This is a genomic window from Lentzea sp. NBRC 102530, assembly GCF_030269365.1.
Taxonomy (GTDB): domain Bacteria; phylum Actinomycetota; class Actinomycetes; order Mycobacteriales; family Pseudonocardiaceae; genus Lentzea.
Genome location: NZ_BSTF01000008.1, coordinates 389,046 through 409,587, shown reverse-complemented (window position 1 = coordinate 409,587; position 20,542 = coordinate 389,046). Strand labels below are relative to the sequence as shown.

Sequence of the window (20,542 nt, the reverse complement as noted above, 5' to 3'; positions counted from 1 at the left end):
TTGATCGCTCCAGACGGAATATGTCTGGCAATCTGGTATTACTCTCAAAGGAATACCCCGACGAGGGGTATTCATATTACTGGCTGTGTTTCGGCACGCTGTTGAGTTCTCAAAGAACACGCGCTCACCGGATCCAATCTCCGTTTCCGGAGAGTTTCACTCGGGGCTGGTGTTTCTGAAGCTTATTTGGTGTTGCTCGCCGGTGTCAAATCGGCCTCTTCGAGGCTTTTGTCTTCCGGCTTTTTTGTCAGGCCCGTTCCGGCTTGTTTTCCGGCCCGTGTCGCTCTGACTTGGAGAACATTACACGGGGCTGTTTCGATCTCCAAATCGGGGGGTGCCTCAGGCGCCCGAACCGCCACTGACCTGCGCGTTCGTCACCGCGAAGACGGGATGGCGGGCTGCCTCCGCTTCGAACGCCGAGACGGCCTCGCCGACCTTCGCGTCGAAGAAAGGCCTAGTCACGGGCTCTTTCCGGACGTAGGCGGCCAGGACGGGCGCCGCGACGGCCGCGGAAACCTCGCGCAAATCGACTTGACGTGACCTACGTCCCCTTCGCAGCACGGCCTCGCCGGAGGCCCGTGCGTTGTGCACCCAGTCGCGCACGCCGTACGGCGCGACGAGCCACTCCGCGCCGTCGTGCTCCATAAGACGAATGGGGATCGTGCGAGGTGTTCCCGTGCGGCGGCCACGGATGGTCAGCAGTACGTAGTAGGAGGGCGCGATGCCGAGTGACACGGCGCGGCTGATGACGACGTTGCCGATACGACGCACAAGGTGCTGACGGTAGGTCCTGGCCACACGGTCAATCATGGACCTCGTGAGGTGCGGTGTGGTGGCAGTTCGTGGAGGTCGCAAGTGAGGTGCGGTGTGGTGGCAGTTCATGGAGGTCGCAAGTGACGTACGACGTGATGGTGATCGGCGGAGGTCCCGCAGGACGCGCACTCGCGCGCGCGTGTGCAGAGCTGGGACTCCGCACGGCGATCGTCGACCGCCATCCGCACCGCCCCTGGACGGCGACTTACGGCGCGTGGGCAGACGAGCTCCCGTTCGGCACTCCGGTCAAAACCACGAGCACGACCGTGAAGGCCTATGCGCGCGAGGAACACCGCATCGAACGCAAGTACGTGGTGCTCGACAACGCCAAGCTGCACGAACTACCGGACACGGTCGATGTGCTCCAACGGCCAGAGGCGGCGCGCTACACGTTCAACGCCACGGGCGCGCGCAAGGGGCGTGCGGAGCAGACGGCGGTGGGGACGTTCATCAGCAGCACGAGCACCGAGGTGACGTTGATGGACTGGCGGGGTGATGGGGACACGTTCCTCTACACGGTGCCGGTGGGTGATGGCCGGGTGCTGGTGGAGGAGACGTGTCTGGCGGGGAGGCCGGGCATGGCGCTCGGGCAGCTTCGGCAGCGGCTGCGGGCACGTGGGTGGGCAGGTGGGGAGGGCGCGGAGGTGCGCGCCCAGGGTGAGTCGGGTGGAGGTCTTGCGGGGGACGGCCGTGGTGGGGAACGGGCGGGAGGCGAACGGGCGGGTGGGAAACGGGCGAGAGGCGAACTGCGTGAGGGGGATGCGGCCGGCGGAGAACTGCATGAAGGGGATGCGCCTGGTGGAGAGCCGCACAGAGGGGATGCGGCGGGTGGAGAACGGCGTGAACGGGATGCGGTGGCGGAGAGAGGTGGGGAGGGACCGCTCCGGCGAGGTGGGGCGGTCGCGGGAGTGGACGGCCTGGGTGGGGCCGGGGTGGAAGGGTCGAGCGGCCCCAGGGTGGAAGGGGCCGGGGTGGAAGGGGCCGGGGTCGAAGGGGCCGGGGTCGAAGGGGCGAGTGGTCCCGGTGTGAAAGGGGTGGGTGAGGAGCGGGTTCGGTTTCCGTTGGACTCCCCCAGGGCCGGCGGGCTCGCGTTCGGGGCCTCGGCCGGCTTCATCCACCCTGCGACGGGGTACAGCGTTGCCACTGCGCTCCAACTGGCGCCGCGGGTGGCGGAGGCGGTCAGGAACGGGCGGGATCCGCGCAAGGTCATCTGGCCGGTGCAGGCTCGGATCGTGCACGCCATGCGGCGCAAGGGGCTGGAGTCGTTGTTGCGGCTCGATGCCGAGGAGACGAAGGACTTCTTCGAGTTGTTCTTCCGGCTTGATCCTGAGTTGCAGGTGGCCTACCTGTCCGGGCGGGAGGACGTCCTGGGGACGGCGCGGGCCATGGGTGTGTTGTTCAAGGGGGCCGGCCGGCTCAGGTGGAAACTCGTGTGAGGTGCCGCCCTGCGTGAACGGCGCATCACCGTGTGCAGTGCCGCGGTGGCAAAAGGGAGCCAAGCTCGTGAACAGCTGGTGAACCGGCTTGGTGACGGTGTGCGACGGGTGCACGATCGAGGGCGTGCCCGCATTGCTGGATGACGTCAGGTTCGCCTTCCAGCCGCTGTTCAACCTGAACACCGGGGGCGTCGTGGCGATCGAGGCGCTGGCCCGGCCACACGACGGCAGCGTGCAGGATCTGCTCCAGGCCGCGTTCCGGGCCGGGTTGCTCGCCAACGCGGACGTCGGACTCGCCTGTCGTGCCATCAGGTCTGCCGCCGACTTCGAGTTGATGTTGCCGTTGCACGTGAACCTGCTCGCGATCACGGTCGCGGACAAGCCCGAGGTCCTCAGTCCCCTGTACGGGGCGTTGAGGGACGCGAACCGGTCGCCTGACAGCGTGGTCGTCGAGATCGGGGAGCCGTACTCGCGGGCCAATCGCGTTCGGCTCGCCCGGGGCATGCAGACGTTGCGGAACAACGGTTTTCGCATCGCGCTCGACTGCGTGGGCGAAGGTGACGTGCCGCTCGGGCTCCTCACGAGCGCCAGTCCGGACTACCTCAAGCTCGATCGGGAGATCGTCCGGACGTTGCCCGACGACGCCGCGCGGGGGGCGCTGGTGAAGTCGTTGGTGCACCTGGGCGAGTACACCGGTGGGCAGGTGGTGGCCGAAGGGGTGGAGACGGAGGCCGAACTCGCGTACCTGCGGAAGCTCGGCGTCGGGTTCGCGCAGGGGAAGTTCTTGGCGCCGCCGCAGCGAAGGCCGGCGGTGAACGCCCGCATCGCGCCTGAGGCGGTGACGGAGACCGGCGAGATCCGGCGGGCGAACACGGGGCCTCGGATCACGGCCTTCCTGCATCCCGCGACGGTGTTGCCGGAGCACGCGACCAGCGAGGAGGTGCGTGAGGTGTTCGTCACGCAGCCTTCGATCACGGGGGTCGTGTTGCTGGACGGTGAGGGGCGGCCGAAGTGGTCTGTGGACCGCAATCGGTTCCTCTTGGCTGTGACCGGGCCGTACGGCCATGCGTTGCACGCGAAGCGTGAGGCTGCGCGGCTCGCGGACAAGCCTCATGTCATCGGTACGGAGTCGTCGGCGCTCGATCTGCTGGACGTGGTGGCCGGTGCGAACCGGGAACGCACCAACGACGACCTCATCGTCGTGGACCACAACGAGCGGTGCATGGGTGTTGTGCGCGTGGCGGACGTGGTGCGTGGTGTGGCTGAGTTGAAGGTGGAGCAGGCGGCCGCGCTCAGTCCCCTCACTCGGTTGCCCGGCAGCGACGCGATCGCGAAGGAAGTGGACCGGCGCATCGAGGTCGGCGAGATCTTCGCGATCTCGTGGCTGGACGTCGACAGCTTCAAGATGGTGAACGACACGGTCGGGTTCGCGGCGGGTGACGACCTGATCCGCGAGATCGGGCACGACCTGGCGGACCTCGCGCACGCGTTTCCCGGCGTGACGGTCGGGCACGTCGGTGGCGACGACTTCCTGCTCCTCGCGGGCTTGGACGAGACGGTGCCGCTGAGTGCTCGTCTGCTCGACAAGCCGTACACGGCAGAGGGACGACACATCACCCTCTCTCTTGCGACCCTTATCTGTGCCCCGGGATCAGTGGGGTCGTATCGCGAGGTTTCGCGATTGCTGGCGCCGGTGAAGGAGCACGCGAAGTCGCTCGCAGGATCCAGCTGGGTCATGGGCCGGCCGGGGAGCGAACGACGTGATGTGCTGCGTGGTGTCCCGCAACGCGCGGTGAGCTGAGAAGTACAACCGAACGCCTCCTGTGCGGCGCGCTGATCACTCATAGCATCGAGCGTGCTACTCAATGCACAGGAGGTTCGGCGTGCAGGTCGGCAGCAGAACTCAAGCGGTACCCGCGCAGCGCAGAAGCACGGACGGCCTCCTCACCGTTGGCGTGGAAGAAGAATTCGTTCTCGTCGAAGCGGCCACGGGGCATTTGGCCAACCGCGCCAAGGACGTTCTCGCCGGTGCGGACCGGTACGAGGTCGATCTGCAGCAGGAAATCGCGCAATACCAGGTGGAATCGGCCAGTGGTGTCTGCACGGACATGACCGTGTTGCGCGATCAGCTGGCCACAGCGCGGAAAGCGCTCATCGAACGGGCCGGGCGGCACGACGCGAGGCTCGCCGCGACCGGGACCCCGGTGCTGGGGCTCACGATGCCGACACCGCTCACGAACTCCCCGCGCTACCACAAGATGGCGCAGGAGATGGGAGCGCTCACCAACGACCTCGCGATCTGCGGTTGTCACGTGCACGTGGGGCTGCCGGACGACGAGGCGAAGATCTTCGTCAGCAACCACCTCAGGCCGTGGCTGCCCACGCTTCTCGCGCTGGGGGCGAACTCCCCGTACTGGCTCGACGGCGACACGGGCTACGCGAGTTGGCGGTACGTGGTCTGGAACCGTTGGCCCACCTCGGGTGCGCCGCCGCACTTCGAGTCCGCGGCCGAGTACTACGCGGCCAGGGAGGAGATCGTCGCGAGCGGCGCGGCGATCGACGCGGGGATGCTCTACTGGGACGTCCGGCTGTCGGCCCGGCACCCCACGCTGGAACTGCGGGTCTCGGACGTCGCGCCGACGGTCGAGGAGGCGGTGCTGATGGCCGCCTTGGTGCGCGGGATCGCCGCCACCGCACTGGGTTCCGGCGCACCGCCGCCGAAACTGCCGCCGCACCTGTTGAAGGTCGCGATGTGGCGGGCGGCGCGGGACGGCCTGGAGGGCTTCGGCATCGACCCGGTGACGGGGTCGCCGACACCGGCGTCGTCGATCGTCGCGTCGTTGCTGCGGTGGATCCGTCCGGCGCTCGAGTTCGCGGGCGACTACGAACTGGTGGCGACCGGGATCGACCGGTTGCTGCTCGACGGCACGGGCGCGGTGCGGCAACGGAGGGCGTTCGCGCGCAGGGGAAGGCTGGACGACGTGGTGGGCTTCCTGGTCGCGCAGACCTCACCGGTCTGATCACTCGATCGGGTACACCTCTGGTCGGCTTGGTGCGCCTCCAAGCGCCGATCCAGTAAGTAGTCCCCGTGGCCACCCCCATCTGGGCCCCGGGAGTGAACGGCCCGGAACTCCCCAACACCGCGCGGGTCAGGGACTACTGGCTCGGCGGCACCTGCAACGCCGAGGCCGACCACCGGCTCGCCGACGCGTTGGTGTCCGCCGCACCGCACCTGCCGTACCTGTGCCGCACGCACAGGGCGTACCTCGGCCGGGTGGTCCGGCGGCTGACCGCGCTCGGCGTGCGGCAGTTCCTCGACCTCGGTTCCGGCCTGCCCACCGCGGGCAACGTGCACCTCGCCGCCCCCGGCGCGCGCGTGGTGTACGTGGAGATCGACCCCGCGGTGGCGGCGGAGGGCCGGGCGCTCGTGCAGGACGACCCGCGCGTCGCCTACCTCTGCGCGGACCTGTGCGATCCGGAGGAAGTGCTGCGCTCGCGGGAGGTCACCGAAACCCTGGACCTCGGCGAACCGGTCGCCGTGCTGGTCCTGGACGTGCTCCACTTCGTCTCGGACGACGCCCAGCCGCAGAAGGTCCTGGCGAGCTACCTGGACGCGCTCTCCCCCGGCAGCTACCTCGGGCTCTCGCACACGTGCCGCGACCCGTTCATGCTCGCCGCCGTCGGACTTTTCGGCGCCATGTACAGGGATCAGCCGCTGCCGGAGTTCACGTTCCGGTACCCGGAGCAGGTCGTGCGGTTCTTCGACGGCATGGAGGTCCTGCACCCCGGCGTCGTGCCGATCCCGTTGTGGGAACCCGATCCCGCCGAGGTGCAGGACCGCAACCCCGAGCACTTCCACGGCTGCGGCGGTCTCGCGCGCAAGCCCTAGGCGAGCAACGGAATCGCGGCCAGCACGATCGTCGAGGTGACGGCCAGCGACATGCCGTACCGGAGCTGCTGACGTGCCGACGGCAGGTCTCGCGCCAGCAGGAACAACGAACACGCCACGACACCGGCGAAAGCCCAGAACACGCCGAACCGGAACCACAGCCCGCCGCCGACCAGCAGCAACCCGCCGACTGTCAGCTGCGTGGTGGCGTTCAGCGCGTGCCGGGTCCCGTACAGGACGACCGGGGTGCGCGAGCCGGCCCGCGCGTCACCGCGGCGATCGGGCACGGCCCACCACAACGCGCGGCCCGTCGCGAGGCACGCGACGCCGGAGAACACCAGCCACACCGCGGGTTCCGGCTGTCCCCCGGCGGCCGAGTAGGCCGTGATGCTCGGCAGCAGGCCCGCCGCGGTCGCCAGCGCCACCGGTCCGGCGTACCCGCGCCGCTTCAGCCGCACCGGTTCGAGGTTGTAGGCCAGGTACAGCACCAGGATCAGCCCGACACCGGCCGCGACCGGCCACGAGACGGCGACCGCCAGCGCCAGCGCGAAGACCATCTCGAAGACAGCCAGCGCCAGCACCTTGGCCGCCCCGATCTCCCGCACGGCCTGGACCAGGTGCCGCTTCTCGTCGGTGTGCACGTCGTTGCGCAGATCGGCGTAGGCGTTCAACGGGTTGCCGGAGATGATCGCGACGAAGTTGGCGAGCACCGCGATCACCACCGCGAGGTCGAACCTCGTCGCGTAGCAGGCACCCCACGCGGCGGCGCACGCGTAGTGGGTGCCGAACGGGTGCTCCAGGCGGTGGAGGTGGATCAACGCCGGCAAGTGGCCACCATCGCGAGGTTCGGCGGTGGCGCCATCGCGGCGCCCCGCAACTGGGGTGTGCTGGACGAACCGAGCTGGACGTGCCGGTGCCGCAACAACGCCGTGACGATCAGCCGGATCTCCAGCAACGCCAGGTCGCGGCCGGGGCAGTGCCGCACTCCCCCGCCGAACGGGAAGAACGCCCCGGTGGGCGGCGGCACGCGGAACGGGTCGAACACGTGCGGGTTCTCGTACGTCGCGGCCCGCCTGTGCGCGAGGTAGATCGACGGGGTGAGCACCATGCCGTCGGCGCTCATCCGGTTGCCGGCCAGGGTCGCGGGCGGCGACAACCGCAACGACTCCGCGATCGCCGCGTCGACCAGGTCGAGCCGGTCGGTGATGCCCGCCCGGTGCATCCAGTACACCGTCCACGCCGTGGCGCTCGCCGTCGTCTCGTGCCCCGCGAACAACAACGACACGACCTGGTCGCGCAGGTCGGTGCGCGGCAGACGGGCCGCGAGCGCTGGAGGTTCGGCGGACTGCGCGCGCCGCAACACCATCGCGTCCAGCCGCGGGTCCGACCGGGTGGCGCCAGGGGTGAGCCAGCGGTGCGCGAGGGTGCGCACGCGGCTGCCGAGGCGCCGGTCCAGCCAGCGGCGGAACGCCGTGAGCAGCTCGTCGTCGTGCACGCCGAAGACGACCCGGCCGATGATCCGCAGGGTCAGCGTCCTGGTCCACCCGGTCAGGCTCGTCGGCCCGGTCGGCAACACACGGACTGCCCGGGCGACCTCCTCCTCGATCAGCGTCCGGTGCTGCTCGCCGCGCAGCAGGGGGACGAGCGCGCGCCGGTACGCGGTGTGCTCGGGGCCGTCGAGCCAGAGCACGGACCGGTTGCCCAGCAACGGACTCAGCGTCCGGCTCGGCGGATGGCTCAACGCCCGGTCGTTGCGGAACAACGCCGCCACGACGTCCGGGTGCCAGACCAGCCAGCGCCGTTCGCGCAGCCGGACCAGGCCGTCCTCGACGCCCTGCACCGAGTCGAGGAACGGGACCAGCCGCCACGCGAACCTCAGCTCGGTGCGGTTCACCGGCTCACCGCGCAGGCCAGGTGCAGGGCCGCCACGCCTTCGGCCTGCACGATTCTCGTCGGGGTGTAAAGGTCTTTGTCATGCCACAGCGGCGGGTGCGGGCGCTCTCCCCAGCTGTGCAGGAACTGCGCACCACGCCCCGTCGCGGCCGTGACGTCCCGCGCCGACCACGCCAGGATCCTGATGGCGTAGGCGGTTTCCTCGTAGGTGCCTTCCCACCGGCCCCACGAACCGTCGGCGCGTTGCGTCGCGAGCACCCAGTCGACGGCTTTTTCGTTGCCCCTTAGGGCGTTCGTGACGCACGCTGTCGCGTAGTACGGCGAGGCGTGCCACTTGTCGCGCCAGCTGCCGTCCGGTTCCTGCATGTCCCGCAACCACTCCTCCAGCGCGCGGTCGTGGCGCAAAGCCTGCAGCGCGTGGGCGTTCGTGCTGGTCGACGGCGTGCGCTCGCCCGGGAAGCAGGCGAAGTGCCGGGCTTCGCGATAACGGCCGAGGGTGCTGATCGGGCCGGGGCTGTCGCACAACGCGAGGGCGTGCAACGCGGTCGCGGTGTCGTCGGCGTCGGCGGGCAGCCCCGGTCCCCCGGCCGCACCGCGTGGCCCGAACGCGGCCGCGATCTCACCGATCGCGGCATCGGGCACGTCCAGGCCCGCGGACTTCAGCGCGACGACGATCCAGGACCGTTCGAACAACGGCACCGGCACCCCGGCGGGCACCGGCCCACCGTGCGCTTCTTGGACCGCCTCCAAGTACCGCAGACCGTCACCCGGTCGAGGCATGCCGAGGTGCACCGCCGTCGCGGCCGGGCTCGCGGCCACGATGCCGCCGACGGGCACGACCTCGGGCCGCGGGCCGAAGATCTCGAGGGTGTGCCAGAGCTTGTCCGGCAACGGCCGGTGGCGCAGCGCGTGCAACGGCCGGGGGTCGAACGGTGTGCGCAGGCCGAGTCGTTCCGCGAGCGCGGGCACGATGAGCTCGACCGCGACCGTGTCCGGCAGCTTCACCGGACGGCTGAGCAGCCGCCGCAACGCCGCGAGACCCCGCCGCGCCGCCGGGTGCCTGCCCAGGGCGTCGACCGCGCTCAACGTCGGGACCAGCGCGTACTCCCCGGGACCGCCCCAGGTGCCGTCCGCGTGCTGGCTGTCCAGCAGGTACCGGATCCTGGCCTGGTGGCCCTTCAGCCACGGCGCCAGCGCGACGAGCCTGCCCGTCTCGTACACGGACGGTGAAATGCCGCTCCAGGGATCGTCTGCGAGTTGCGCTGACAGCCTCATCGCGGCCCCCGGAGATAGCAACTGCGTAACCCTAGGAACACAGAGAGTAGCACCGGTTAGGCCGTTCAGAGGAGCACACGGCAGGGTGGTCGTCTACCGCGGAGGGCGGCCGTGTTCGAGGTAGCGGGTCTCGCCCGACTCCCTGGCCCGCACCGCTTCGGTGACCCGGCGGGTGAGCCGCGGGATCAGGAAGTGCCCGGCGTCCTCCGGTGGCACGAACGTGAACGACCTGAGTTCCTCGGCCTGCAACCGGATCTCGGCCGCGTCGATCAGACCGCCCTCGAACACGAACAGCACGCGGTCCTCGCCGTCGCGCGGGGCCCAGTCGGCCACCAGCAACCGGCCGGGTTCGCGCTCCAGCCCCAGTTCCTCGAAGACCTCGCGGCGGCAGGCCTCGCTCGGCGTCTCGCCGTGCTCGATCACGCCCCCTGGGATCTCCCAGTGCGGCTTGTAGGTGGGCTCGACGAGGAGAAGGCGCCCCGCTCCGTCGAAGAACAGGGCTCCGGCTCCGGAGAGCGCTCTGCTGGAGTTCACGGGCTCAGAACAGCGTGGCGGGCTCGACCGGCGCCGGATCCGGCAGCGGGTCGAGCTCCGGCACCAACGCCCGCACGTCGTCGTGGAAACGGCGGGCGAGCGCGGGTGCGTCGTCGTTGTTGGGGGTGTGCACGAAGAACGTCGGCGAACGGCCCTCGCGCAGCCAGCCCGCGACCACCTCGGTCCACGGCCGCCAGCCCTCGACCGTCTCCTCGTCGGCGTCTCTGCCCAGGTAGCGGACGACGGGCCGGTCGGTCAGCGCGCGCGTGCGGCGCGGCGTCCTCGGTTTCTTGGCCCACGCCTCCGCCTCGCCCTCGCTGGTCGGCGGGCTCGCGAAGAGGACCTCAGTGTCGAACGGGATCCACTCGGAGTCCGCGTCGGCGAGGGTGCTTTCGAGCAACGCCGTCGCGTGTTCGTCGGTGAAGAAGCTCAGGTGGCGCACCTCGACCGCACGCCGGCGGTCGGCGGGCAGCCTGCGCAGGAACCGGCCGAGCGCCTCGACGTCGGCAGGGCTGAACGACGCGGGCAGCTGGGTCCACAGCACGGCGCGGTCACCGAGGGGGTCGATCGCGTCCAGGAACGCGCGCATGTCGGCCTCGACCCCGGCGAACCGGCGTTCGTGCGTGACGACCTTCGGCACCTTCACGACGAACCGGAAGTCCGGGTCGGTCTGCTGCGCCCACGTCTGCACGGTGCTGCGGGCCGGGGTCGCGTAGAAGGTGGTGTTGCCCTCGACCGCGTTGCACCAGCCCGCGTACGCCCGCAGGCGTTCCTTCGGCGGCAGCGGTTGCGGCAGGAACCGTCCGGGCCATGCCTTGTGGTTCCACATCGCGCAGCCGACGTGCAGACGTGCCACTCCACCCACTCCCTGTCGGTCGTGGGCCCAATCTACTGGTTCGCAAGCGAACGATGGTCGTCCCGCCAGGATTTGAACCTGGGACCTACCGCGTATCAGGCGGACGCTCTCACCGGGCTGAGCTACGGGACGGAAGTGGAAGACGAGGGTGTCGAACCCTCCGGGGCGATCTTGCAAGGATCACCTGCGCGCCGGCGCGTCCCCCTTGTTCAGTTGTGCAGTGCCGCGGGCAGGATTCGAACCTGCACTGGACGCGTTCTGAGCGCGTTGCCTCTTCCGTTGGGCTACCGGGGCGTGCGGATCCGGGGAGTCGAACCCCGACTGTCATGGCCCTCAACCATGTGCCTCTACCAGTTGGGCTAGATCCACTTTCTTCGTGCGAGCGGCCGGAGGGCATCGAACCCCCTGCTTCGGTTTGGAAGACCGACGTGTCCGCCGAGTTCACCACGACCGCATTGTTTTCGAGCAGCACCGATGGAAGGACTCGAACCCTCGGGAAACTGTTTTGGAGGCAGTTCCGCTTCCCAAGCTCACCGGCATTGTGACGCAGGCCAAAAAGAAAACCGCCCAGGTTTCCCGTGGGCGGCTCCGAGGTCATGACCTGGGGATCAGGTCATGGCGTGGAGCCCCACGCCAGCGCCAGCAGACCGCCGGCGATGAGGGCGAGAATCCGCCATCCCGCGAGCTGTGCCTTGGCGAGCATGTCTTCCTCCGGTTGATCTCGTTCGTTCGTGATGACACCAAGCTAGGCGAGCGTCCAGGACGCTCGCAACGCATTTAATTCTCTCCCAGGAACTGGGAATCAGCCTTCTAGGGGTTTGCGGAGCTCGGCGACGCGGGCGGCGCCGTATTGGGCGGTGAGCGCCTCGATCAGCAACTGGTCCGCGGTCACGCCCCTGCGCGCGGCCAGTTCCTCGAACACGTAGAGCGCCATGCCGTTCACACCGGCCAGGTCGATCTTCCAGTTCTCGCCCTCGCGCAGGAACGTGAACTTGATCGGCTTGGGGAACGCGGGCGCGGCGGGATCGTTCGACGCCAGCTCTCCGGTCACCTCGTCGGCGCCGAGGACGAGGTTCACCAGCACGGGCGTCGCCTCCTTGACGGTGGTGGTGCCGTCCGCGTTCACGAGCCTGGTCGTCAGGTTCAGGGTGACGAGGCCCTGCTGGACCGCCGTGACCAGGACCGTGCGGCCGGTGCCGTTCCGCAGGGAGGGACCCGCGGACGCGCGCAGCCCGTAGACGATGGCGCGTTCGATGACCGGAAGGCCGGCGAGGTCGGCCTCGGTGCTCTTCAGCGCGTGCACCCGGTAGGTCTCCCACCGGGCGATCGAGACGTCCGCCGCCAACGCCGCCGCGGCGTCGCCGTTCTTCTCGTGGAGGGCTTTCACGAAGTCGGCGAAGACGCCCTGGACCTGCTCGGCCTGGTTGGGCTTCCACGTGGTGGTCGTGGCGGTCGTCGTCAGCGGCGGCGGGGGCACGGTCGAGGACCGCGTCACGCCCGGCGGGGTGGGAGAACACGCGACCACAGCCAGAACCAGCAACGGAGCCAGTCGCCTCATGGCCGCAGCGTAAAGCGAACGGCGCGCATCCCGTGGTGGAATGCGCGCCGTTCGACTGAAAGGCCGATCAGACCGTGAAGCCGAGCGCCCTCAGCTGCTCGCGGCCGTCGTCGGTGATCTTCTCGGGGCCCCACGGCGGCATCCACACCCAGTTGATGCGGAAGTCCGACACGAGACCGCCGCCCGTGCCACCGGTGAGGGCGGCGCGGGTCTGGTCCTCGATGACGTCGGTCAGCGGGCAGGCCGCGGACGTGAGCGTCATGTCGATGGTGGCGACGTTCTTGTCGTCGACGTGGATGTCGTAGACGAGTCCGAGGTCCACGACGTTGATGCCGAGCTCGGGGTCCACGACGTCGCGCATCGCTTCTTCCACGTCGTCCAGCGCGGCGACGTCAGCCTTGGGCTCGAAGACCGGCATGCCTTCGGCTCCCCGGACCACTTCTTCGGTGCTCATGCTGCTCCCTGGCTTCGTGCTACTGCGTCTTTGAAGGCCATCCAGCCCAGCAGCGCGCACTTCACGCGCGCCGGGTACTTCGACACACCGGCGAAGGCGATGCCGTCTTCCAGGACGTCCTCGTCGGGCTCGATCTGACCGCGGCTCTGCATGAGCTCGACGAACGCGTCCATCTTCTTGAACGCCTCGCCGACGGGCTTGCCCACGACGAGGTCCGTCAGCACCGACGTCGACGCCTGGCTGATCGAGCAGCCCTGGCCGTCGTACGACACGTCGGCGACGGTCTCGCCGTCGAGCTTGACCCGCAACGTCACCTCGTCGCCGCAGGTCGGGTTGACCTGGAACGACTCGGCGTCGAACGGGTCGCGCAGGCCGCGACCGTGCGGGTTCTTGTAGTGGTCCAGGATGATCTCCTGGTACATCTGCTGGAGCTGCATCTCAGGCCACCCCGAAGAACTTCTGCGCCTCGCGGACGCCGTCGACCAGCGCGTCGACCTCGTCGAGCGTGTTGTACAGGTAGAACGTCGCGCGCACCGACGACTGGGCGTTGAGGCAGCGGTGCAGCGGCCACGCGCAGTGGTGACCCACGCGCACGGCGATGCCCAGGCTGTCGAGCACCTGACCGGCGTCGTGCGGGTGCACGCCCTCGATCTCGAACGGCACGGCGCCGCCGCGGTGCACGGCGTCGGACGGACCGATCAGCCGCACACCCTGGACGGCCGACAGACCTTCCAGCGCCGCAACGGTCAGCGCGTGCTCATGGGCGTGGATGCGCTCCATGCCCACGACGCCGAGGTAGTCCACCGCGGCACCCAGACCGACGGCCTGGGACGTCATCGGCGAACCGGCCTCGAAGCGCTGCGGCGGCGGGGCGAACGTCGAGCCCTCCATCTTCACCAGCTCGATCATCGAGCCGCCGGTGATGAAGGGGGGCAACGCCTCCAGCAGCTCACGCCGTCCATAGAGGACACCGATGCCGGACGGGCCGAGCATCTTGTGCCCCGAGAACGACGCGAAGTCGACGCCGAGCTCGCGGAAGTCGACCGGGCCGTGCGGAACGGACTGGCACGCGTCCAGCACGGTCAGCGCGCCGACCTTCCGCGCCGCCGCGACGAGCACGTCGACCGGGTTGATCACGCCGGTCACGTTCGACTGGTGCGTGAACGCGACGACCTTGGTGCGCGGCGTGATCACGCTGTCCACATCGGACAGGTCGAGCCTGCCGTCCGAGGTCAGCCCGAACCACTTCAGCGTCGCGCCGGTCCGGGCAGCGAGCTGCTGCCACGGAACGAGGTTCGCGTGGTGCTCCATCTCGGTCACGACGATCTCGTCGCCGGGACCGACCACGAAGCGCTTCGCCTCGGGGCCGGACGTGGCGGCGTTGCCCATCGCGTACGCCACGAGGTTGAAGCCCTCGGTGGCGTTCTTGGTGAACACGAGCTCGCCGAAGTCGGCGCCGACGAAGTCCGCGATGCGCTGACGCGCACCCTCGTACGCGTCGGTCGCCTCTTCCGCCAGCTGGTGCGCGCCGCGGTGCACGGCCGCGTTGTGCTCCTGCAAGAACGCCTTTTCAGCGTCCAGAACCTGCGTCGGGCGTTGCGAGGTGGCGCCGGAGTCCAGGTAGACCAGGCGCTTCCCGTCACGAACGGTGCGAGACAGGATCGGGAAGTCCGCCCTGAGGGCGGTGACGTCCAGTGGTGCTGCGGTGGTGGTCACAGCGCCTCCTCTCAACACCTGCAACGTTAGGAAATGGCTGCGGCTTCCGACTTTCCGGTGTACTTCACGTAACCCTCGGACTCGAGCTGGTCGGCGAGCTCGCGGCCGCCCGACTCGACGATCCGGCCGTTCGCGAAGACGTGCACGAAGTCCGGCTGGATGTACTTGAGGATCCGGGTGTAGTGCGTGATCAGCATGACGCCGACCTCACCGGAGGCCTTGTAGCGGTTGACGCCCTCGGACACGACGCGCAGCGCGTCGACGTCGAGACCGGAGTCGGTCTCGTCGAGGATCGCGACCTTCGGCTGGAGCAGGCCCAGCTGCAGGATCTCGTGGCGCTTCTTCTCACCGCCGGAGAAGCCCTCGTTCACCGAACGCTCGGCGAACGCCGGGTCGATGTCGAGGTCGGCCATCGCACCCTTGACCTCCTTCACCCAGTGGCGGAGGTTCGGGGCCTCGCCGCGCACGGCGGTGGCGGCGGTGCGCAGGAAGTTCGACATCGAGACGCCGGGGACCTCGACCGGGTACTGCATGGCGAGGAAGAGGCCCGCGCGGGCGCGCTCGTCGACGGACATCTCGAGGACGTCCTCGCCGTCGAGGGTGACGGTGCCCGAGGTGATCGTGTACTTCGGGTGCCCGGCGATCGCGTAGGACAGCGTGGACTTGCCGGAGCCGTTGGGGCCCATGATGGCGTGCGTCTCGCCGGCCTTGATCGTCAGGTCGACGCCCTTGAGGATCTCCTTGGGAGCGTCCTCGCTGACGACCGAGACGTGCAGGTCCTTGATCTCAAGGGTGGCCATGACTTGCCGTTCTCCTGGTGGTGTAGCTAAAGAAAGTCAGTTCGTGGTGACGGTGACGTCGACGAAGACGTCGCCGTCCCGGATGTCGACGGCGTAGACGTCGACCGGTTCGCTGGCGGGCGGCGACGAGGGCTTGCCGGTCTCCAGGTCGAAGCACGACCCGTGCAACCAGCACTCGATCCCCTTGCGGGAGACCTCGCCCTCGCTCAGCGACACCGCGGCGTGCGAGCACAGATCCGCGAGTGCGTGCACCCGCTCGCCCTCGCGCACCAGGACGACGTCCACGTCGTCCACGGTGGCCGCGAAGGGCTTGCGGTTGTCCAGTTCGGACAGTGCACACACCTTGATCACGCGCCGACCGCCTCGAGCTCTGCCTCGATGGCGGCCTCGAGGCGCTCGCGCACCTCGGGGACGTTGATCTTCGCGATCAGCTCCTGGAAGAAGCCGCGCACGACGAGTCGCCGTGCCTGGTCCTCCGGGATGCCGCGCGCCTGCAGGTAGAACAGCTGCTCGTCGTCGAACCGGCCGGTGGCGCTGGCGTGGCCCGCGCCCTCGATCTCGCCGGTCTCGATCTCCAGGTTCGGCACCGAGTCGGCACGCGCGCCGTCGGTGAGCACCAGGTTGCGGTTGAGCTCGTACGTCTCGGTGCCCTCGGCCGCCGCGCGGATCAGCACGTCGCCGATCCACACGGTGTGCGCGCCCTCGCCCTGCAGCGCGCCCTTGTAGACCACGTTGCTGCGGCAGTTGGGCTGCGAGTGGTCGATGAACGGGCGGTGCTCCTGGTGCTGGCCCGCGTCCGCGAAGTACAGGCCGGCCAGGTCGGCGTCGCCGCCCTTGCCCGCGTACTGCACGACCGGCGTGATGCGGACGGCGTCGCCGCCGAGCGTCACGACCGTGTGCTTGATCGACGCGTCCCGGCCCAGCTTCACGTGGTGCTGCGAGACGTGCACGGCGTCGTCGGCCCAGTCGTGGATCGCGATCACCTGGAGGTGAGCGCCGTCCGCGACGACGAACTCGACGTTCTCCGCGTAGGCGCCGGAGCCGCGGTAGTCGACGACCACCGTGCCCTCGGCGAACTGCGCGGCCTTGACCAGCAGGTGGCCGTACGCGACCTGGCCCTCGCCGGCACCGGTGACGGTGACGGTCGTGGGCTCGGACTTCGCGTCGCCGGGCAGCGTCACGACCGTGGCCTGCTCGAAGGACGTGTACGCCTGGGCCGCGATGCGGTCACCGGGGACGCCGGCCTTGCCGAGGCGGTCGTCGTCACGACCGACCGTCTCGACGGTGACACCGGCGGCGGCGTTCACCTCGACGGCAGCGGAACCCGTTGCCGCAGCGCCGGAGTGCAGACCGGCCAGACGCTTGAGAGGCGTGAAGCGCCAGATCTCCTCACGGCCGCCCGGGACCTCGAACGCGTCCACGTCGTACGACGTGAAGTGCTCCGCGCGAGAGGCGACCGGGACGACGGCACCGTGGGAGTGAGGTTGAGTCGACAGGGCGGCCATGTCAGCCGACGGCCCCTTCCATCTGCAGTTCGATCAGGCGGTTCAGCTCGAGGGCGTACTCCATGGGGAGCTCGCGCGCGATGGGCTCGACGAACCCGCGCACGATCATCGCCATGGCCTCGTCCTCGTTGAGGCCGCGCGACATCAGGTAGAACAGCTGGTCCTCGGAGACCTTCGAGACCGTGGCCTCGTGGCCCATCGCGACGTCGTCCTCGCGGACGTCGACGTACGGGTAGGTGTCCGAGCGGCTGATGGTGTCGACCAGCAGCGCGTCGCACTTCACCGTGGACTTCGAGTGGTGCGCCCGCTTGTTGACCTGGACCAGGCCGCGGTACGACGTGCGGCCACCGCCGCGCGCCACCGACTTCGACACGATGGTCGAGGAGGTGTGCGGGGCCATGTGGACCATCTTGGCGCCGGCGTCCTGGTGCTGGCCCTCGCCCGCGAACGCGATCGAGAGGACCTCGCCCTTGGCGTGCTCGCCCATGAGGAACACGGCCGGGTACTTCATGGTCACCTTGGAGCCGATGTTGCCGTCGACCCACTCCATGGTCGCGCCCTCTTCGGCCTTGGCGCGCTTGGTGACCAGGTTGTAGACGTTGTTCGACCAGTTCTGGATGGTCGTGTAGCGGCAGCGGCCGCCCTTCTTCACGACGATCTCGACGACGGCCGAGTGCAGCGAGTCCGACGAGTAGATCGGCGCGGTGCAGCCTTCGACGTAGTGCACGTAGGCGTCTTCGTCGACGATGATCAGCGTGCGCTCGAACTGGCCCATGTTCTCGGTGTTGATCCGGAAGTAGGCCTGCAGCGGGATGTCGACGTGGACACCCTTCGGCACGTAGATGAACGAGCCGCCGGACCAGGTCGCGGAGTTCAGCGCGGAGAACTTGTTGTCACCGGCCGGGATGACCGAGCCGAAGTACTCCTTGAAGAGCTCCGGGTAGTCCCGCAGACCCGAGTCGGTGTCGACGAAGATGACACCCTGCTGCTCCAGGTCCTCGCGGATCTGGTGGTAGACGACCTCGGACTCGTACTGGGCGGCGACACCCGCGACGAGGCGCTGCTTCTCAGCCTCGGGGATGCCCAGCCGGTCGTACGTGTTCTTGATGTCCTCGGGCAGGTCCTCCCACGAGGTGGCCTGCTTCTCCGTGGACCGCACGAAGTACTTGATCGAGTCGAAGTCGATCCCAGAGAGGTCGGCGCCCCAGTTGGGCATCGGCTTGAGGTCGAAGAGCTTCAGCGCCTTCAACCGGTAGTCGAGCATCCACTCGGGCTCGTCCTTCTTCGCCGAGATGTCGCGGACGACGTCCTCGCTGAGGCCTCGGCGGGCGCTCGCGCCGGCAGCGTCGGAGTCGGCCCAGCCGAACTCGTAGTTGCCGAGAGACGCGATGGTCTCTTCCTGCGTGAGCGGAGACTGCACCGTGGTGGGCGTGCGCTGCTCGGCAGCGGCAGTCATGCGGGCTCCCCTCCATCATCTGGGATCCGTGAAGTGTTCGGGATGTGCGTCGTGCACACGGCGTGGCCGCGGGCGATCGTCGCGAGGCGCTGCACGTGGGTACCGAGGAGGTTCGCGAACGTCTCCGTCTCGGTCTCGCACAGCTGGGGGAACTCGGCGGCGACGTGGGCGACCGGGCAGTGGTGCTGGCACAACTGCTCACCCACCCCGACGTTGCGAGCCGATGAAGCGTAGCCCTCCCTGGTCAGCGCGGCTGCGAGGGCCTTGGCCCGTTCGGCGGGCGTGACCTGGGCCACGATCGACGATCGATGCCGGTCCACGAGCGCGTCGACCCGACTTTGCGCGAACGCCTTGACCGCTTCTTCCCCGCCCGTCTGGGCGAGGAACCTGAGCGCGGCGACCGCGAGGTCGTCGTAGGCGTGGCCGAACCGGGCACGTCCGGCGTCAGTCAGGAGGAACAGCTTCGCGGGACGACCTCGGCCACGTTGCGTCTGCCTCGGTGCGTCCCTGGTGATGGCCTCGCCGTCCGCGAGCAGCGCGTCGATGTGCCGGCGCACCGCTGTCGGGCTGATGCCCAGCTCCTCCGCGACGGCTGCCGCGGTGACCGGGCCCTGCTCCAGGAGGAGCCTGGCGACAGCACGCCGAGTCTTGCCGTCGTGCTGGGGCACGGCGTCAAGGTGGGTCTCGGCGTTTTTCACAACACCAGTGTTGCGTATTTAGCCGGAGGTCGCAAAGATCGCGGTCACAGGGTGACCTGACTCACGGCTGAACGTGGCTGGATACGCTGCTCCCATGCCCACTTCCGGCGGAGCCGTGACTCCGGAGAGCGACCTCTTGAACGGTCGAGAGCGTCGTCAACTGGACATCGTGCGTCGCTGGGGCACGATCGGCGCGTTGTTGCTGACCGTCGGGTCGCTCGGCGGTGGCGCCGCGCCCATCTACTCCCCGCTGTACGGCGTGCCCGTCCTCGGACTCTTCTCGAGGATGCCCAGCGTGGCGATGGGGGTCGTCTGGACCGGCATCTTCATGATCGTGTCCGCCTGGCTGGCCCTCGGCCGCTTCGTGAAGCCGGGCAGACCGAGGCTCATCTCCCGCGGTCAGATGGACCGCACGCTGCTCATGTGGACCGTGCCGCTGGTCTTCTGCGTGCCGATGTTCTCCCGGGACGTCTACTCCTACCTCGCGCAGAGCGAGATCGCCGCCAGGGGTCTCGACCCGTACGAACTGGGGCCGGCCAACGCGCTCGGCGTGGACCACGTCCTGACCCGCGGTGTGCCGAACATCTGGCGGGAGACGCCGGCGCCGTACGGTCCGCTGTTCCTCGCGTTCGGCCGGTTGACCGCGATGCTCACGGGCGACCACGTGGTGTCCGGCGTGTTCGTGCACCGGCTGCTCGTGCTGGTCGGTCTGGGCATGATCGTGTGGGCCCTCCCCCGCCTGGCCGCCAGGTTCGGTGTGCCGCCGGTCGGGGCTTTGTGGCTCGGGGCGCTCAACCCGTTGGTGTTGTTCCACATCGTCATCGGGGTGCACAACGACGGCCTGGCGCTCGGGCTGATGCTGGTCGGCCTCGAACTGGCGATGCGCGGGCTGGAACCGTTGAAGTGGTCCTGGATCGCTTTGGGGTCCGGGGTCATCGTGTGCGGCGCGATGGTGAAGATCCCGGCGATGGCGGCTCTCGGCTTCCTCGGCGTGCTGGTCGCGCGCAAGCTCGGCGGGCAGTTCAAGCACCTGGCGTTGGTGGCCGGCGCGATGGCGGTGATCGCCGCGGTCGGGGTGGTGGCGATCTGCCTGGGCACCGGGTTCGGGTTCGGGTGGCTGGAGACGCTCAACGTCGCGTCGACCGTCAAGTCGTGGATGTCGCCGCCCACCGCGCTCGGGTTCCTCGGGGCCGGCACGGGGATCATGCTCGGGCTCGGCAACCACACCGAGGCGATGATCGCGTTGACCCGCCTGCTCGGGCAGGCGGTGTCCGTGGTCATCACGGTGGCGTTGCTGTGGCGGAGCTTCAAGGGCCGGATCAAGGCCATGAACGGGCTCGGGGCGGCGCTGGGCGCGATCCTCGTGCTCGGGCCGGTGTTGCAGCCCTGGTACGTGTTGTGGGCGATGTTGCCGCTGGCCACGGCGGTGGTCGGGCCCAAGTTCCGGATGTTCGCGATGGTGGTGTCCGCGATCATCGCGGTGATCCTGCCGCCCACCGGGTCCGCGTTCGACGGGCGGGCCTACACGGTGCCGCAGGCGGTGGCCGGGGCGATCATCACGTTCGCGGTGTGCGTGCTCATCGCGCGCAAGCGGGTCGGGCCGTTCCTCAAGTCCGACCCGGCCGGTGGCGGACACGTCTGATGGCCCGATCGGGCCAG

Annotated in this window: 20 protein-coding genes and 4 tRNA genes; 5 read left to right on the top strand and 19 right to left on the bottom strand. The window is 69.0% G+C overall.

Annotated features, from left to right (window positions below):
- Nucleotides 1-339 precede the first annotated feature (339 nt).
- Complete coding sequence (locus QSK25_RS23755) at nt 340-798, bottom strand: nitroreductase family deazaflavin-dependent oxidoreductase (RefSeq protein ID WP_285641349.1); 459 nt, start codon at nt 796-798, stop codon at nt 340-342.
- Nucleotides 799-893: 95 nt separating this feature from the next.
- On the opposite strand from QSK25_RS23755, the gene QSK25_RS23750 reads away from it, so the two are divergent.
- From QSK25_RS23750 to QSK25_RS23735, 4 genes are all read left to right on the top strand, one after another.
- Nucleotides 894-2,249: a lycopene cyclase family protein gene (locus tag QSK25_RS23750; RefSeq protein WP_285641348.1), complete on the top strand. Its 1,356-nt coding sequence runs from the start codon at nt 894-896 to the stop codon at nt 2,247-2,249.
- Nucleotides 2,250-2,373: 124 nt separating this feature from the next.
- Nucleotides 2,374-4,050, top strand: coding sequence for a GGDEF domain-containing protein (locus tag QSK25_RS23745; protein WP_285641347.1), 1,677 nt, complete (start codon nt 2,374-2,376; stop codon nt 4,048-4,050).
- Between the two features lie 154 nt (nt 4,051-4,204).
- Nucleotides 4,205-5,269: a carboxylate-amine ligase gene (locus tag QSK25_RS23740; RefSeq protein ID WP_285641346.1), complete on the top strand. Its 1,065-nt coding sequence runs from the start codon at nt 4,205-4,207 to the stop codon at nt 5,267-5,269.
- Between the two features lie 68 nt (nt 5,270-5,337).
- Nucleotides 5,338-6,138, top strand: a complete 801-nt coding sequence (locus QSK25_RS23735) for an SAM-dependent methyltransferase (protein WP_285641345.1) — start codon at nt 5,338-5,340, stop codon at nt 6,136-6,138.
- Here QSK25_RS23735 and QSK25_RS23730 read toward each other — a convergent pair.
- The 18 genes from QSK25_RS23730 to QSK25_RS23645 form a co-directional block, all read right to left on the bottom strand.
- Nucleotides 6,135-6,965 (bottom strand): UbiA prenyltransferase family protein, encoded by an 831-nt coding sequence (locus QSK25_RS23730; protein WP_285641343.1) that lies wholly within the window; start codon nt 6,963-6,965, stop codon nt 6,135-6,137. The genes QSK25_RS23735 and QSK25_RS23730 overlap by 4 nt on opposite strands.
- Nucleotides 6,953-8,032 carry a cytochrome P450 gene (locus QSK25_RS23725; protein WP_285641341.1) on the bottom strand — a complete coding sequence of 360 codons (1,080 nt, stop codon included), beginning with the start codon at nt 8,030-8,032 and terminating at the stop codon, nt 6,953-6,955. Before QSK25_RS23725 ends, QSK25_RS23730 begins: the two co-directional genes overlap by 13 nt.
- Nucleotides 8,029-9,252: a prenyltransferase/squalene oxidase repeat-containing protein gene (locus QSK25_RS23720; protein ID WP_285641339.1), complete on the bottom strand. Its 1,224-nt coding sequence runs from the start codon at nt 9,250-9,252 to the stop codon at nt 8,029-8,031. The genes QSK25_RS23725 and QSK25_RS23720 overlap by 4 nt, the downstream gene beginning before the upstream one ends.
- A gap of 147 nt (nt 9,253-9,399) precedes the next feature.
- Nucleotides 9,400-9,840 carry an NUDIX domain-containing protein gene (locus QSK25_RS23715; RefSeq protein ID WP_285641337.1) on the bottom strand — a complete coding sequence of 147 codons (441 nt, stop codon included), beginning with the start codon at nt 9,838-9,840 and terminating at the stop codon, nt 9,400-9,402.
- A 4-nt stretch (nt 9,841-9,844) separates the two neighbouring features.
- The gene (locus QSK25_RS23710) at nt 9,845-10,696 is read right to left on the bottom strand and encodes a DUF72 domain-containing protein (RefSeq protein WP_502881887.1); all 852 of its coding nucleotides are present in this window, start codon (nt 10,694-10,696) and stop codon (nt 9,845-9,847) included.
- 54 nt (nt 10,697-10,750) lie between these two features.
- Nucleotides 10,751-10,828 (bottom strand) — tRNA-Ile (locus QSK25_RS23705).
- Between the two features lie 89 nt (nt 10,829-10,917).
- Nucleotides 10,918-10,990 (bottom strand) — tRNA-Leu (locus tag QSK25_RS23700).
- 1 nt (nt 10,991) lies between these two features.
- Nucleotides 10,992-11,065: transfer RNA gene (locus QSK25_RS23695), tRNA-Leu, on the bottom strand.
- A 12-nt stretch (nt 11,066-11,077) separates the two neighbouring features.
- Nucleotides 11,078-11,150, bottom strand: a tRNA-Gly gene (locus tag QSK25_RS23690).
- 348 nt (nt 11,151-11,498) lie between these two features.
- Nucleotides 11,499-12,254, bottom strand: a complete 756-nt coding sequence (locus tag QSK25_RS23685; RefSeq protein WP_285641335.1) for a hypothetical protein — start codon at nt 12,252-12,254, stop codon at nt 11,499-11,501.
- A gap of 67 nt (nt 12,255-12,321) precedes the next feature.
- Nucleotides 12,322-12,708 carry a metal-sulfur cluster assembly factor gene (locus QSK25_RS23680; protein ID WP_285641334.1) on the bottom strand — a complete coding sequence of 129 codons (387 nt, stop codon included), beginning with the start codon at nt 12,706-12,708 and terminating at the stop codon, nt 12,322-12,324.
- Complete coding sequence (gene sufU / locus QSK25_RS23675) at nt 12,705-13,145, bottom strand: Fe-S cluster assembly sulfur transfer protein SufU (protein WP_285641333.1); 441 nt, start codon at nt 13,143-13,145, stop codon at nt 12,705-12,707. The genes QSK25_RS23680 and sufU overlap by 4 nt, the downstream gene beginning before the upstream one ends.
- A 1-nt stretch (nt 13,146) precedes the next feature.
- Nucleotides 13,147-14,424, bottom strand: a complete 1,278-nt coding sequence (locus tag QSK25_RS23670) for a cysteine desulfurase (RefSeq protein WP_285641332.1) — start codon at nt 14,422-14,424, stop codon at nt 13,147-13,149.
- Between the two features lie 26 nt (nt 14,425-14,450).
- On the bottom strand, nt 14,451-15,224 hold the full coding sequence (gene sufC, locus QSK25_RS23665) for a Fe-S cluster assembly ATPase SufC (RefSeq protein ID WP_285641331.1): 774 nt from the start codon (nt 15,222-15,224) through the stop codon (nt 14,451-14,453).
- A gap of 36 nt (nt 15,225-15,260) precedes the next feature.
- Nucleotides 15,261-15,575: a non-heme iron oxygenase ferredoxin subunit gene (locus QSK25_RS23660; RefSeq protein ID WP_285641328.1), complete on the bottom strand. Its 315-nt coding sequence runs from the start codon at nt 15,573-15,575 to the stop codon at nt 15,261-15,263.
- Nucleotides 15,572-16,729 carry a Fe-S cluster assembly protein SufD gene (sufD, locus tag QSK25_RS23655; RefSeq protein WP_285641326.1) on the bottom strand — a complete coding sequence of 386 codons (1,158 nt, stop codon included), beginning with the start codon at nt 16,727-16,729 and terminating at the stop codon, nt 15,572-15,574. Before sufD ends, QSK25_RS23660 begins: the two co-directional genes overlap by 4 nt.
- 1 nt (nt 16,730) lies before the next feature.
- Nucleotides 16,731-18,185 carry a Fe-S cluster assembly protein SufB gene (gene sufB / locus QSK25_RS23650; RefSeq protein WP_285641324.1) on the bottom strand — a complete coding sequence of 485 codons (1,455 nt, stop codon included), beginning with the start codon at nt 18,183-18,185 and terminating at the stop codon, nt 16,731-16,733.
- Nucleotides 18,182-18,853, bottom strand: a complete 672-nt coding sequence (locus QSK25_RS23645; protein WP_285641322.1) for a helix-turn-helix transcriptional regulator — start codon at nt 18,851-18,853, stop codon at nt 18,182-18,184. The genes sufB and QSK25_RS23645 overlap by 4 nt, the downstream gene beginning before the upstream one ends.
- A gap of 124 nt (nt 18,854-18,977) precedes the next feature.
- On the opposite strand from QSK25_RS23645, the gene mptB reads away from it, so the two are divergent.
- Nucleotides 18,978-20,525 (top strand): polyprenol phosphomannose-dependent alpha 1,6 mannosyltransferase MptB, encoded by a 1,548-nt coding sequence (gene mptB, locus QSK25_RS23640; protein ID WP_285641320.1) that lies wholly within the window; start codon nt 18,978-18,980, stop codon nt 20,523-20,525.
- The last annotated feature ends 17 nt before the right edge of the window (nt 20,526-20,542 follow it).

Bases quoted from the DNA above. Each gene is read 5' to 3' on its own strand.
- QSK25_RS23685 (WP_285641335.1), bottom strand. From the start codon at position 12,254: ATGAGGCGACTGGCTCCGTTGCTGGTTCTGGCTGTGGTCGCGTGTTCT.
- QSK25_RS23680 (WP_285641334.1), bottom strand. From the start codon at position 12,708: ATGAGCACCGAAGAAGTGGTCCGGGGAGCCGAAGGCATGCCGGTCTTC.
- sufU (WP_285641333.1), bottom strand. From the start codon at position 13,145: ATGCAGCTCCAGCAGATGTACCAGGAGATCATCCTGGACCACTACAAG.
- sufC (WP_285641331.1), bottom strand. From the start codon at position 15,224: ATGGCCACCCTTGAGATCAAGGACCTGCACGTCTCGGTCGTCAGCGAG.
- sufD (WP_285641326.1), bottom strand. From the start codon at position 16,729: ATGGCCGCCCTGTCGACTCAACCTCACTCCCACGGTGCCGTCGTCCCG.
- sufB (WP_285641324.1), bottom strand. From the start codon at position 18,185: ATGACTGCCGCTGCCGAGCAGCGCACGCCCACCACGGTGCAGTCTCCG.
- mptB (WP_285641320.1), top strand. From the start codon at position 18,978: ATGCCCACTTCCGGCGGAGCCGTGACTCCGGAGAGCGACCTCTTGAAC.